The sequence below is a fragment of the Enterococcus sp. C63 genome (assembly GCF_040887215.1).
Taxonomy (GTDB): domain Bacteria; phylum Bacillota; class Bacilli; order Lactobacillales; family Enterococcaceae; genus Enterococcus_B; species Enterococcus_B hirae.
On the sequence record NZ_JBFOFI010000002.1, the window covers coordinates 149,881 to 164,584 of the forward strand.

Below are 14,704 nucleotides of genomic sequence, written 5' to 3' on the forward strand. Positions count from 1 at the left end.
GAGAACTTTTGTAGATAAGCAGGTTTATTATCAAAAAACAGGAGAATTTCGATGAAAAAATACCAGTTAGTTGTACGCATATTTTTGATCATTCATTTATTATCCGTTTCGTTTTGCCGACCACTTGTTGTTTTAGCAGGAAATTTAGAAAATACAGATCAAGACGATCGTAAGATAAGTTTTCTTCAAGAGAATCAGTTGATTCAAACTGAAGACGGCAAATTATATACGACAACTCCTTCGAACTACATCACTCACTCGATTCATGCTGCTTTAGGAGAAACTCAAACCCACCAACGAAACAATCAAACGATTTATGTTGACCCCAATGCTCATATCTCCAATATTGATATTCGCTTATCGAACGGTGTACGTGAATATGGTTGGTACGGTAAACGGATCAACAATGAAATTGCCTTGTGCATAGAACCAGGTGCTGCACTTAATCTTGGAAATAACTCTGGCTATACAGTCGCTGAGCGAAATACTGAACAGATGAAAAAAATTTCTTTGATTAAGTATTACGGGCTGATGGTTTCGGGCCACACGTTGAAAAAAGAATTGATGACTCAAATTTTGGCATGGGAACAACAAGGGATTACACCGTTAAGTATTTCAGGGGTATTTTCGATGACGGACTATCAAACCTTTAAATCTGCTGTCATGAAAAATGTCAATTATTTCTATACATCACCTTCTTTTGACAAACAAACGATAACCTTAAAAGTTGGAGAAAGTATCACCTTAACTGACACGACCCATGCCTTTAGTAATTATCAGTCATTACCATCTTTCGTCTCACAAGGACTAAGTATTTCTAAAAAAGGAAATCAATTAACGATTCTTGCCAACAAAAATGCAGAAGCGACTAGTCGAGTTGAATTTGACTATGATATTGCCTCTACTTTTCAAGGTGTTCCGCTAATTTATCAACACCCATATACCCAAAATATGATGGTTGGCAGATTAAATGAACGTAAAAAAATTTCTTTAACCATAACTGTTTTAAAAAACGGCAATGTCCGTGTACGCAAAGTAGATGAAACGACCAAGCAACCATTGGCAGGTGCCGTTTTTCGTTTTACTACGTCTGATGGAAAAACCAAAGAAATCACTACAGGTTCTGATGGCTATGCTACCTGGAATGATTTGTTAGTCGACACAAAAGTCACGATACAAGAAATCAAAGCACCGAATGGCTATGTCCTCAATGCCACACCTCAGACAGTGACCATCAAAGCCAATGAGACCACCACGATCAGTTTAGATAATAAAGAGCAACTAGCAAATCTCAAAGTGATCAAAGAAGATGAAGAAACAGGCAGTAAACCACAAGGGGCTTCTCAATTGGTAGGAGCTGTTTACGAATTAACCGATAAGAATGGGACTTCTATTAGTAAACTAACGATGCAAGATGTCAATGGCATAGCACAAGCAGAGGTGAAAGGATTAAAGTTAGGAACCTATTATCTCCAAGAAATCGAACCGCCAGAAGGCTACAATTTGGATGATACAAAACATACCGTTAACCTCACGTATGCTGGACAAAATGAAACCGTAGCGCTTCACAGTAAAACGGTGACTGATCGAGTCATCAAAGGAAATGTAGAAGGCTATAAGTTTGGTTCACGCCCCTTGATTCCTCAAACCGTTTTTGAAGTAATTGCCAGACTGGCGAAAGAGCAACAGGGGGTAAAGCCACCTTTAGAAGGTGTTGAACTGACAGCTACTTCTCACACCACTGGACAAGAATATATCCAAGTCACTGGTAAGAACGGGTATTTCAAGTTTGAGAATCTACCTTATGACACGTATACCATTGAAGAAACCAAAGGTGTGGATGGCTATTTATTGATCGAACCATTTGAAGTGACGATCACGGAAGACGGCTATACCCATTTCTTTTTATTGGAAGATGAAGTGATTGAATCTCGATTGCATATTGTCAAAGTGGATGAAGAGACAGGCGAGAACATTCCTTACGCAGGCGCTCAGTTCAAAATTTTTGATACATGGGCAAATGAAGGAGAAGGCGAATTTGTTTCGATGGTACGACCCAATGACACGGAACAGACCGATATTTTTGAAACCAATGACAAAGGCGAAATCATTACCACAGAAAGTTTGCCTTGGGGTGTGGATCGCTATGAACTCCATGAGATCAAAGCACCAGAAGGATATGTACCACTAGAAGAACCACTCATTTTTAGTGTCACAGAAGAGAATGCGGATGCCTTGATTCGCCTAGAAGTTCCGAATCGCTTAGCTCGACAAGATATCCAATTGATCAAACGAGATCGGTTGAATGAACAACCATTAGAAAATGTCCCATTTCATTTATACAACATAGCAGCGGATGAAAATGGAGAATTGACTGAAACCTTAATTGAAAAATATTTGACTGATAAAGAAGGGAAAATCAATGTAGAGGCACTACCTTATGGCGACTATAAATTTGTTGAAGTGGAACCTTTGGCAGGCTATTTGCCATTAGAAGAACCAATGGATTTTTCTGTCACGGTTGAAAAGGACGGCGAGTTACTTGTTCTTGAAGCCTACAATGAACGGGAACCATTAGAGTTGACCTCTTTATTTACCGATATTGCTGGCGAAAAAACACTTGATCCAACAGTAGACAATCAGTTGAAAGATGTGGTGTGGGTCAAAGGCGAGGCAATCGAAATCGGACACACTTATACTGTTTTTACGCAATATAAGAATACAAAAACAGGAGAAGTGGTCAGTGAATCAACGTCTACCTATACTGCGAAAAGTAAAGAAGATACATTTGAAGTATTTCTTGAGTTGAAGGCAAATATCCTCAAAGATGGCGATCAATTAACAGCGACCCACGTCTTATATTACGAAGAAGAGCAAAAAAATGAAGTAGGACGTGAGGATGATTTAAGGAACAAAGATCAGACAATTACATTAAAAAAAGAACAATTATTATTAAAGCAAAGCATACTGCCAAAAACGAATGAACGACGTTCGCTAGAGATGGTTCTTCTTGGATTGAGCTTGATTATTATCGTTAGCAGTTATCTCTATCTTCAAAAAAAGCAGAAACATGTAAAGTTGTGAAAAAATTGATTTCGATTATTTTTACTAAAAGTATGATCAAAGTGTTTAGAAGATAAAAGAAAGGATGGTCTAAAGAATGGTGAAACGTTCAATCGTTGTAGATCAGTTATCGAAAAAGAATCTAGGCAGGATAAAATATGGACTTTTGTTCCTTTTTATCAGTGGAAGTATCACAGGAATTACTAGCATCTACCTAAGTCACAATCAGGAAAAAACAGTAGCAAGTAAACAAAAACAAGTAGCAAATATCATTGATACAAAAAACATAGAAAAAGAAGAAATACCCACTCATTATTTTCTTGAAGAGGATCATGATCCGGCAATCGCAGTCATGGAACAATTTGACTATTTTAGTTCTAAAACTGAGGGAACGGAATTGCCACTTCAACAACTAGAGCATGAGGTAGCGCAATTAGTCGTTGCCTTTGCTAAAGAAAAAAAGAAAACAGAAGTCACAACTTTAGAAACTTCAAAAGAAAGAGCGGATAGTAAACAAGCCCCAGTCTATGAGGCCCCTCCAGTTTCTGCTGAAAAAGAAAAGAATCGTGAGAGTGACCAAACGACTTGGCAGAAACCACAAATTTCACTAGCATCCACTTACATGGTCATTGAGCAATATAGTAAATTTGAACCAACAGACTATTTTGAGATTCTCACGGGTAACGACGCTTTTCCCACAGTCAAACATAATTTTATTGACACGTCGAAGCTAGGCGAGCAAAAATTTACGATCCGTGTCACCGACTCGGCAGGAATGTTTACAGATGCCACCATCTACTTTTTTGTTAATAGCTTACCGAAAATCAACTTGAAGCAGACGACAATGTACCAGCAGATCGGTGTACCAGTTGATTTGTTAGCAGGAGTATCCGCAATGGACCAAGAAGATGGGGATTTAACCGCAAAGATTGAAGTCGAAACAAATCTTGATATCAACAAAGAAGGAAGCTATGAGGTGCTTTATTCTGTCAATGATCGACATGGGGCTCAAGCGAAAACGAAAGCGTTTGTCAAAATTGAAAATGATGCACCGGTAATCCATATACCCGAATGGATTGACCATCAGATAAATCAAGAGTTGAATATTTTCGACTATGTGAAAGCTTGGGATAGGGAAGACGGAGATATCTCATTAACTAAAACCAATATCTTAGAAACTAATTTTGATTCCAATAAAGAAGGAAAATATTTCTTTAGGATTGGCAATGTGCAAGATCGATATGGAAAATATGCAGAGGAGAGACGACTTCTCGTACAAGTAACGAATGAAGCCCCTAAAATTATCCAGGCGGATCTTCAAGTCAATGTTTTCTCTGCTTTGAAGAAAGAAGATTATTTTGCACAACTGGTTGTTTCAGATCGAGAAGATCCATTAGAACGATTAAATATTGAAATAGATGAAGCAGCATGGAATCGGATCGATACATCTAAATTAAGAAAATATTTGCTTCCTCTTAAAGTCACTGATACAAATGGCAAAACAACCAGTGGTTATGGGAAAATCACGGTCATCAATGAACCACCACGATTTATAGGCATAGCCGATAAGGTGCTAACTATTGGAGAGGCGTTTGATCCGCTAGCCGGAATTGAGGTTTACGACAAAGAAGAAACATTATCTTTAAACAGATGTCGAAGTGACTGAAAACGTCGATGTCAACAAACCAGGAACTTACACTGTCAGTTTGAGTATCAGTGATTCTTTTGAGCGGGTACATGCTAGTTACCAAGTAACAGTTATGAATCAACAAGCGATAGAAAAGGAGAAAGAATAGTATGGACTATTTTGAGCAAGCGATGTCGTTGTTTTCAAAAGGAGTACTTGCTTCTGGCAGTCTGCTCACTGTATGGGGGATTATTCAACTCGGTGCGGCTATCAAAGAACATAATGGTCCCGGAATGCAAAATGCTCTTTTTCAGATCGTTGGTGGGGCTGTTATCGTTGCAGCTGGCGCTTGGGTAGCAACTATTTCAATCTAAGGAAGTGGCTAAGCTGGACGGTGCAATCAAATTTTTATTACAAACAATTGCTGATCAATTAAATTTTTCAAACGACCCTAAAAATATGCTACTACAAAATCTAGAAACCTATCTACCTGATATCTATCAATACAGTGAGTTAATTATGAATGGAGTGATCAAACCAATTGCTTATTCTGTACTAGGCTTTTTACTATTGCTGGAGTTTCAACAAATGGCACAAAAGATTTATGGAAATTATTCCGGTTTTGGTGGCATGGAGTTGTTCCTCCCACTCTTTCTTAAATTAGGAGTAAGCCTGTTGATCATGCGCCATTTAACAATATTTATCCATATGATCGTTGAAATTAGTACAACAATCAGTAATGGTATCAGTCAAATTGGGATTCGAGAAGGTGGAAGTAAGGCTGTTGATGTTCTTTCATTGATTGAGGGAATCTACCATTGGGGCTTTTTTGAAAAACTTACGTTGTTAATTATTTTGTTGATCCCGTTGATTTTATCCGTACTAACAAGTGTGCTAACAAAACTGGTTATTTTCATGCGTTTTTTTGAAATTTATTTGTATTTTAGCATTTCTCCATTACCTCTTGTGACGTTTCTTAATGAAGAAGTTAGTTCGATTGGTAAAAATTTTTTGAAATTAGTTTGTGCTTCCTCCCTGCAAGGGATCCTCTTATTTATTATATTAAGTTTTTATCCACTGCTCGTACATTCTGTGTTTTCAATTGATGAAAAACAGGGAATGATTGCAGTGATCAGTGGGATATCAGGGAATTGTCTAACATTATGTGCTAGTTTATTTTATACCAATAAATGGGCAAAAATCATTCTTGCAACTGCCTAGAGAATCATTTTTAACTGGAGGGAAATAAAATCGATGATTGAAGTACCAATTCGAAAAGAAATTTTAACCTACCAAGAAAAATTGTTTTTTGGCGTTTCGTTAAGACAATTTATCTCTGCTGTTGTAACGTTGCTTTTTATCGTTCCTCTGGGCATTTTAAATTATGTCAGTTGGAAGTATCCGATTGATGATATCGGGATCGTTTTTATGGTACTCAGTGCCCCTATCTTGTCAGTGGGCTGGCTGACACCTAATCACTTACCTTTAGAAAAGTATGTGCAGATTCGATGGAATTATTTTCAATTGGCGAATTATTATACTTATCCTATTGTAGAGGAGTTGTATTCAAATGCCATGGTGGGTCAAAGGAGTAAGCGTGCCGAAAGAAAACAAGTTGAGTACGGAAACTAATAATAAAAAATTTATTCGTTTGATGCAAAAACAAAAGAAAAAAAGAGGGCAATATCAAAAAAAGTTAGCGCCAAAGCGTAATGTCCAAGATTTGTTGCGTTATGAAAAAATGTTTGAAAGTGGCATTTGTGAAATTGTACCTAATTATTATTCCAAAAGTGTTCGATTTTCAGATGTGAATTATCAAATTGCTCAACAAGACGAACAATTGTTGATTTTCCAAAAATATGGCGAACTATTGAACAGTCTTGATGATACGATCCATCTAACAATCACGATCTTAAAAAAAAGAGTTGAGCTTGATGAGATGACGGATAAGCTTTTTTATGAGAGTAAAGGCGATCAACATGATAGCTATCGTGAAGAAGTCAATCAGATGCTTCTTCAAAAAATCAATGAAGGGGAGAATCGTTTTACAAAAGAAAACTATTTGACTTTCAGTACTCCAGCCAATCACTTAGAGCAGGCAAAACAATTATTGGGACGAATCGAAAAGAATTTAATCGGAAATTTGGAAGAAATTGGCTCAACGGTTGACCCATTGGACGGTTTAAAGCGTCTAAAATTGGTCAATCAGTTGTTGAAATCATCGGAACACTTTCAATTTAACTATTCCGATTTAGTCTTTAATCATCTTTCAACAAAAGCTGTGATTGCTCCTTCCAGTTTTAATTTTAAAAAGAAAAACTATTTTGAAATCAATGAGGAATATGCCCAGATTCTTTACCTAAAAGACTATCCAGCTAGATTGTCAGATAAACTCATGGCAGAATTGATGGAAATACCCGAAGAAATCACGTTATCGATCCACATTGATCCAGTCGGGGCTGAGCAAGCCAATCATCTGGTTCAAATAAAAAAAGCCTATATGGAAGGAGACAAAGTTGCTGCTCAAAGAAAAGCAACTCAAAAAGGCTACGATCCTTATACAAGTATTCCATATGAATTAACCAATAGTATCAATGAAGCTAATTTATTATTAGATGATTTGTTAAAAGAAGGACAGAACTTATTTTTCGTTTCGGTTTTTGTCTATTTCAGAACAAACACAAAAGAAAAATTGACTGATATAGCCGAACGAGTTTTGAGTATTGCCAGAAAAAATGGTTGTGGCTTTCATTATTTGGATTATTTACAACTAGAAGGGATGAACTCCGTCCTTCCATTTGGAAAAAATTGGATAACCACTCGTCGAACATTAACTACAGCAAGTGCAGCTATCTTTATTCCATTTACTGCGCAAGAACTTGACCACGAGGAGGGTAAATACTATGGAATGAATGAGCTAACGAAAAATGTAGTTCGGATCAATCGGAAACGGTTGAATACCCCAAGTGGAATGATTTTAGGTAGTTCAGGCTCAGGAAAAGGGATAGCCAAAAAATATGAAGAAATTACTACACTACTAAAAAATCCAACAGACGAAATCATCTCGATTGATCCTGAAGATGAAGATACATTAATTGGGCAAACTTTTGATGCGCAAATTGTTAAAATTGCACCAAATACCGATACATTTATCAATCTATTGGATATCACAGATGATTTAAGTGGGGAAGTTGATCCAGTAAAATTAAAATCCGACTTTTTGTTAACAGCATTTGAAGCTTTGATCGGTGGACAATCGGGTTTGAATTCCGCACAACGTTCCATCATTGATCGTGTGACTCGCTTGACTTATTTTAACTATTTTCATTCTCAGGACAAGCAAATGCCAACATTAGCGAAGGAATGGTTTACGTTGCTCAAAGAACAGCCGGAAAAAGAAGCGCAGGCACTAGTATTAGACTTAGAATTATATATTGAAGGTTCTTTAGCGATTTTTTCCCATACGACAAATATTGAGTTAAATAAGCGTTTTATCATCTACAACACCAAAGAGTTAGGAAGTCAGTTAAAAACATTTGGGATGATGGTGGTTTTAGAGCAAGTATGGAATCGGGTGGTACGTAATCGGGATCGAGGGATCACTACGTGGATTTACATTGATGAAATGCAGTTGATGCTAAATGATCCTTACTGTGAAAATTATTTTTTTGAATTATGGAGTCGTATCCGAAAGTGGGGAGCAATTCCTACAGGGATCACGCAAAATGTGGAGACGTTACTGCTTTCAGATAAAGCACGGAGGATGCTAAGCAACACTGAATTTATCATTATGCTAAAACAGGCTAAAAGTGATCTGGACGAACTTTCTACTCTTTTTCGTCTTTCTACTCAACAACAAAAACACTTGATCCATCCGCCAAAAGGTGCAGGGTTGATACGTGCAGGTCATGCAATCGTGCCTTTTTCTAATACCGTTGATTCAACCACAAGATTATATGAATTAATCACGACTGATCCCGAGGAACGGATAAAAAGAAAACAGGAACAATCCGATGAATAAATCTAATTGGAACAAACGAGACAATGAGTATCGGAAAATTTTTCTATCAAGTAGCTTGAATCAATCGATAAAACGGAGCGTTACAAATAAAATGTTAGTTCCCTTCAGAAAAAAGCGTCGTAAGTTCTTAGCTGTTCAGCCCAATAAATGGCATTTTTTTAGATCACTCATGGTTCTTAGTAGTGTATTACTATTCTTACTGACGATAGGGATAACCAGTGTCATTTATTCGAGTGTACCCAATATCAATGAATTTGAATTAACAAATATTTGGACGTACATGACTCATTTGGATGTTGAAAAAAATCGAGTGCTTCGTCAGCAGCATAACATTATTAAAATCAACGGACAGATGGGGATGACACAAGATATGAATTTGGTTTCTAATATTGATGAAGTATTGTCTTATTTGGGTATTTGTTATGAGAATGTGGAACTCGAAAATCCAGTAATCAAAGCGAAAATTCATGAGATCCATGATAACTTATGGTCCCTTCATGCAAAAGGGAACGAAGCAACATTAACAACAAAATATTTTACTCAGATCATTGAATGGACAGAAGAATTGAAAGAACGATTGAATGCTGGTTCAACGATTGGTCGTTATCGTCAATTGATGGAACTACAATCGCCATTTAAGGAAGATCATCGATTAATGGTCAATCAAAGATATGGTTACTTTCTCGATGGCCAAGAAAAAAAGCTATTTCAGGGAATCCAATTACAAGCTGAGAAAAATATAGAATTATATGCTCCGATGGCTGGGAAAACGACTGTGACTGATCAGTCAATCGTGATCCAATTCAATAATCGACAGCTTGTCTTAAAGAATGTTTCACCATTAGTCAATCATGACCAAGAAGTCGTTTCGGGGGAATTGATTGGAACTGTAGAGAAAGAAAATGAAGTAACCATTGAATATTCCAAAAATGGACAATCAGTAAATCCAAGTTTTTATTTTGAAGAAGTAGCATATTCGGAAACATTCCAATTAGACTCTGGTAATCAAAACACGTCATTTGATGAATGGACATTTCGGCAATTAATTCTGCTTAAGTGTCATGCGTTTAGCGATCGAGCAGATAAAATTTTACAAGAAGCAAAAAGAAACGGCATCTCACCGGTGATCTTAGCGGCGATCATGATTCATGAAAGTGCTTGGGGGACTAGTAAAGGAATCCTAGAAAAAAATAACCCAGCTGGTCTAATGAATGATCAAGGTTTAATTTCATATCGTACGTTAGACGAAGGAATCGAAGCAACTGGTCGAACACTTAAAAAGCTGATTATTGACCAGCAACGAGTAACTGTCGAACAATTAGGAGCGGTCTATTGTCCTATTGATGCGACAAATGATCCCATGGGGCTCAATCGTTATTGGGTGCCTGCGATCAAACAATTAATGGTGCAATTGGGTGGAAAGCAAGAGATGGGATTGCTGTGGGAGCGATTCTCTGACTTTCATGAGGCTCTTTTAGCTAAAGCACAAAGTCTTCATCAAAAAGGTGTGTATTATTCTCAGGGAAACCAAAGAGGCGTATTTCCCTATCACGATTGCTCGTCTTACGTAATTTGGGTGTTGAATGAAATGGGACTAAATGTACGTTGGGAAATACAGAAACACTTTATGGTTTGGAAGGACAACTTCTCTATCCGATCAACTATTCCGAAGTACAAGCAGGTGACTTATTTATTTGGGGAGAAAAAGGTAATTCGTCGGGCGATTTTGGGCATACAGGATTCTTTTTAGATGCTGGTGGAAAAACGATTATTCACTGTACACCCGCTACGAAAAAAGGATTTAGTCAAAATGGTGATGTCGTCATTACTCCATTTGCAGGGTATTATGGTGATCCACAACTGGCACCAGTTTACTTTTATCGAATCGTAGGGAGCGGGTAAAAATCAGAAATAAACATCAATTATTTACAACGATTGCTTGTTTGGTTATCAGTAGCAGTATAGCGGTAAGTATTGGATATACTTTTGGTAAAAAGAACACACAACAAGAAGCAAATAACCGTATACCTGTTGCTCATTTCTCGGAACAACAGGTCAATGATTTTTTACGCTCGTATTTTACTTTCACAGAGTACGGGGATAATTATTTGAATTATGAGAAATTTTTAGCAAAACAAGCGAAAATTGCTGAAGAAGAAAGCAGAAAGCAAAGCGATTTTTTTCCACAATTTTTTGGTCATTCTCGTTTTATAAAAAGTAAGAATTTTATACGTCACGTGAATGACCAACAAATTGAAGTGATTGCCAACGTCACAAGGACGATTGATAGTTTGAACCAAGAAGGTAAGTCTACTAAAACACTTGAGAATGAAGGGCTGTTTCAAATTTGGTATGTGTTTGATTCAGCTACAAAACACTTTTTGGTGGAAAGGTATCAACCAATAGAGATAGCTGAAAAGGAATCGAAAGAATACGCAGAATGAAAATACCGGTTTTGTCCATCACTTTTGGTAAATGAAAAGGATGTCTATCTATGGCAAGAGAAACTGTACTGATTGATCATGTCAAAAGGCTAGAAATCGAAGAAGAACGTCTACCGATTTTCGAGGCCCTCATTTTATTAGAAGAGGTCAATAAACAAACGATCCTTAATAAAAGCATAGGTAGTTGTCGTATTCGGATTTATAATCATAAAAATCACCTTCTTCATTCAATGGAATTACAATTTCCGTTAAAGGATGCCATAGAAGAAATAATCAGTGGGCAATATCAGATAGTCCGAAGTAAAAAGAAGACGACAAAAAGTAAAGCAGCGATACGCACGAAAAAAGCAATTAAGTATGGTGAACCTAGCAGATCAACCAAAGGAAAATTACTATCTTTGATCCCCACGATCAAAAGGGTCTGGTTTATTGTGGTGATTGTTTTCAGTCTTTTCATAGGCATTAGCGTAATGTGGCCACACTTTATTACGAAAGTAGATCAAAAAGAAATTACCACGACAGAGGAGCAGGAATGGGCAAAATTAATCGAAGCGCAAGCCTATCTTCAAGCAGCAACGGAATATCCAGAAAAGCGTCATGAATTGATCGACTATTTGACAGAGCAACAAGAATTTACATGGTTGAAAGAGATCAATGAATATTACCCCACCGCAGATGCACAATTTGATTTAGCTTTTTTTGAAAAAAATTGGGAAGTAGTTATTAAAACGTCCCCAGAAAATTTACCTGACAAAAGAAAAGTGATGCTTGCATTTGCTTACATTGAATTAGAACAATTGGCCGAAGCAGAGATATTAAATAAATATTTAGAAAGTGAAGAACTATCAAAAAAGTTAGACCAAAATTATTTACAGAAAGGGCTGTTTTTTTTAAAACAGAAGAAGATTGCAGAAACAACGAAACATTTAGAATTGATCCAAGAGGAAGAAGTGAAAAAAATATTACAAACTTATATCGAACAAGCTTCCATCATTATCGATTTTATTGAGTTATACCAGCAAAATGAAGATCCGGAAAATCAATTATTGTGGGAACAACGATTAGAAATGATTGGTCAATCAGATATCAATGATAGGGAATGAGTGGTCTTGGATTCAGTTGTTATTTGTCGAAGGGTAACTAATTAAGGGGAATAGAATAATAAAAAAGAAAAACTGATTGGCAAATTAGCTAAAATTATTAGTTAAAAAATAGTGTTGAAGTGTTAATGAAAAGAGGGAACGGCAGAAAAGTTAGTTCGCTTTTTCAAACGATTCTTTCTTATCGTCAGTGAAGTCATTTGCTTTTCCAATCGTATCCCAAGGTAATAATCATTACTTGATCAAAAATAGGCCAAAGAATACCAGAAATCAGAGCAGTGATTTTCGTATTCTTTGGCTCAATTATTAAAGTTTGCTATTTCTGTTGTGGTGTTGCGCTTGTTACTATTGATTCATTTCCAATCACAATCCAGCAAATATTTATGGTAACAAAAGTTATGTTTTATGCTAAAGATTCGACTGGTAAGTCAAGTTCTGTTCCATAACGTTGTTTAAGTGCTAAACGAATCAATCGTTCCGCAAGATTCTCATTTCGGGCAAGAATCGGTCCGTGGAAATAAGAGCCAAAAACATTTTTATAAATGACGCCTTCGGATTGGTCTTCACCATTATTTCCGTGACCTTGAACGACTTTTCCTAAAGGTCGTTCGCCTTCCCCTAAGAATGTCCGCCCATTGTGGTTTTCAAAGCCATAATAGGTTTCATTAAACTCTTCATTATAGATAACGATATCGCCGATAAAACGATTATTTTCTTGACTTAAGGTGTAATGGTCTAATGCACTGATTCCTTGGATTTTTTCTCCATTGGCACCCACATAATAGTGTCCAAGGAATTGGTACCCGCCACAGATAGCTAACATCACACCATCATTTTCAATGTAGTTTGTTAGTGCTGCTTTTTTTTCTTGGATATCTTTTGAAATGATCAGTTGCTCATAATCTTGTCCGCCACCAAAAAAGACTAGATCATATTTATCTGCTTCAAATGGTTCATGCAGACTGACAATTTCGGTATGACAGGTCACACCTAATTTTTTAGCGACATATTTAAGCATCAATAGATTGCCGTTGTCTCCATAAGTATTCATCAAATTACCGTAGAGATGGGCGATATTCAATTCATAATTAGGCATGATTCATCCCTCCTTTGATAAATCCTTGATTCGCTAATTCTTTTCGTAATTGAAGAACTGCTGTATAGGTAGCTAGGATGTAGACGTGTTCGGTCGGTAATTGTTTGATATTTTTAATGACTTCATTCAGTTCCTTTGTTTCGATGATCTTATCTTCAGGGATTCCTGCAACTTTTAGACGTAACGACATATCGGTATGACGATCCCCACCAGCGATCACTGCAGGAATATCCATATCAGCAAAATGTTCAAAATTCCCGTCCCAGATCCAACTAACGTCAATTCCATCTGCATAGTTTGCATTTAATAAAGCAACTAGTGAGAATGGATAAGGGGCTAAGCCGATCATATCGATGACCTGATTGATCCCAACAGGATTTTTAACAAGTACGAGTGTACATTTTTTACCATTGATATCAATGATTTCTTGACGACCAAATATTTTTTCGTCGTATCCTAGTCCTTGCTTGATTTTTTCAGGGGTTACCCCAAAATATTCAGCTACCGCTGTGGCAGCTAACGCGTTGTAGACATTGTACATCCCGCCCACTTCAATTCCATAGTTATGACCATCAATCGTAAAATCAGCTGAGACATTGTCCATGCGCAACATATCCGTTAGACGATAATCAAGTTCAGGACGTTTAAAGTCACAGTTTGGACAATAGTATTTCCCTAAATTTGCATACGTGATCATCTTGTAATGTAAAATATGATGACATTTAGGACAGAGCACACCATCCGTATTATAATGAGCCATTTGTTCATGGTCTTCTTCATGATCAAACCCATAATATTGGCGAGGATTGATTGTTTCCACAGAGTTGAAGATTGGCGAATCTCCATTACTGATAATTGTGGCATCAGGTGATTTCGCTGCTCCGTCTACAATCATTTTGTAGGTGGTATAGATTTCTCCATAACGATCCATTTGATCACGGAAAATGTTTGTAAATAAAAATAGTTCAGGCTTCATGTATTCAGTTACTTTACTCAAACTTGCTTCATCGATTTCTAAAACAGCGAATTTTTTTTGCCCTTTTTTAGGTTTGGCTTGCAAAAAAGTAGAAACGATTCCTTGAACCATATTTGCCCCAGTTGGGTTGGTTAATACTTCATCAAATTGTTGCCGTAATATATTAACTGTCAAAGCAGTTGTCAATGTCTTTCCGTTTGTTCCAGTAACGACAACCACTTGATAATCTTTTGCAAGACTGTCTAAAATGTGTGGGTCGATTTTAAGTGCAAGTTTACCCGGTAAACTTGATCCTCCTTTAAAGAAGGTTTTTAATGCCCATTGTGATGTTTTACCAACAGCAATCGCAAATTGACTGCGTACTCCCATTATGTAAC

Annotated in this window: 13 protein-coding genes; 11 read left to right on the top strand and 2 right to left on the bottom strand. The window is 36.9% G+C overall.

From position 1 onward, the window contains the following. Positions 1-51: 51 nt before the first annotated feature. The 11 genes from AB3H90_RS03340 (at position 52) to AB3H90_RS03390 (ending at position 12,258) form a co-directional block, all read left to right on the top strand. Positions 52-3,084: a SpaA isopeptide-forming pilin-related protein gene (locus AB3H90_RS03340; protein ID WP_368016171.1), complete on the top strand. Its 3,033-nt coding sequence runs from the start codon at positions 52-54 to the stop codon at positions 3,082-3,084. A 76-nt stretch (positions 3,085-3,160) separates the two neighbouring features. Next, on the top strand, positions 3,161-4,729 hold the full coding sequence (locus tag AB3H90_RS03345; RefSeq protein WP_368016172.1) for an immunoglobulin-like domain-containing protein: 1,569 nt from the start codon (positions 3,161-3,163) through the stop codon (positions 4,727-4,729). Then, entirely contained in the window at positions 4,722-4,859 is a 138-nt protein-coding gene (locus tag AB3H90_RS03350; protein ID WP_368016173.1) for a hypothetical protein, read from the top strand. Before AB3H90_RS03345 ends, AB3H90_RS03350 begins: the two co-directional genes overlap by 8 nt. A gap of 1 nt (position 4,860) precedes the next feature. Then, complete coding sequence (locus AB3H90_RS03355; protein WP_010720016.1) at positions 4,861-5,064, top strand: hypothetical protein; 204 nt, start codon at positions 4,861-4,863, stop codon at positions 5,062-5,064. Positions 5,065-5,068: 4 nt separating this feature from the next. Continuing rightward, entirely contained in the window at positions 5,069-5,911 is an 843-nt protein-coding gene (locus AB3H90_RS03360) for a hypothetical protein (RefSeq protein WP_010720015.1), read from the top strand. A 33-nt stretch (positions 5,912-5,944) separates the two neighbouring features. After that, positions 5,945-6,322, top strand: a complete 378-nt coding sequence (locus AB3H90_RS03365; protein WP_368016174.1) for a PrgI family protein — start codon at positions 5,945-5,947, stop codon at positions 6,320-6,322. Beyond that, the gene (locus tag AB3H90_RS03370; protein ID WP_368016175.1) at positions 6,261-8,711 is read left to right on the top strand and encodes a VirB4-like conjugal transfer ATPase, CD1110 family; all 2,451 of its coding nucleotides are present in this window, start codon (positions 6,261-6,263) and stop codon (positions 8,709-8,711) included. Before AB3H90_RS03365 ends, AB3H90_RS03370 begins: the two co-directional genes overlap by 62 nt. Then, positions 8,704-10,461, top strand: coding sequence for a glucosaminidase domain-containing protein (locus AB3H90_RS03375; RefSeq protein ID WP_368016176.1), 1,758 nt, complete (start codon positions 8,704-8,706; stop codon positions 10,459-10,461). The genes AB3H90_RS03370 and AB3H90_RS03375 overlap by 8 nt, the downstream gene beginning before the upstream one ends. Further along, positions 10,344-10,613: a peptidoglycan amidohydrolase family protein gene (locus AB3H90_RS03380; RefSeq protein WP_368016177.1), complete on the top strand. Its 270-nt coding sequence runs from the start codon at positions 10,344-10,346 to the stop codon at positions 10,611-10,613. The genes AB3H90_RS03375 and AB3H90_RS03380 overlap by 118 nt, the downstream gene beginning before the upstream one ends. 41 nt (positions 10,614-10,654) lie before the next feature. Beyond that, entirely contained in the window at positions 10,655-11,155 is a 501-nt protein-coding gene (locus AB3H90_RS03385; RefSeq protein WP_225428991.1) for a hypothetical protein, read from the top strand. 50 nt (positions 11,156-11,205) lie between these two features. Continuing rightward, a complete protein-coding gene (locus AB3H90_RS03390) occupies positions 11,206-12,258 on the top strand; it encodes a hypothetical protein (RefSeq protein ID WP_368016179.1) in 1,053 nt (350 codons plus the stop codon). A gap of 400 nt (positions 12,259-12,658) precedes the next feature. Here AB3H90_RS03390 and AB3H90_RS03395 read toward each other — a convergent pair whose 3' ends face one another. Together AB3H90_RS03395 and AB3H90_RS03400 are read right to left on the bottom strand one after the other, a co-directional pair. After that, a complete protein-coding gene (locus AB3H90_RS03395) occupies positions 12,659-13,351 on the bottom strand; it encodes a type 1 glutamine amidotransferase (RefSeq protein ID WP_034699589.1) in 693 nt (230 codons plus the stop codon). Beyond that, positions 13,344-14,696, bottom strand: a complete 1,353-nt coding sequence (locus AB3H90_RS03400; protein ID WP_010738405.1) for a Mur ligase family protein — start codon at positions 14,694-14,696, stop codon at positions 13,344-13,346. Before AB3H90_RS03400 ends, AB3H90_RS03395 begins: the two co-directional genes overlap by 8 nt. Positions 14,697-14,704: the final 8 nt, after the last annotated feature.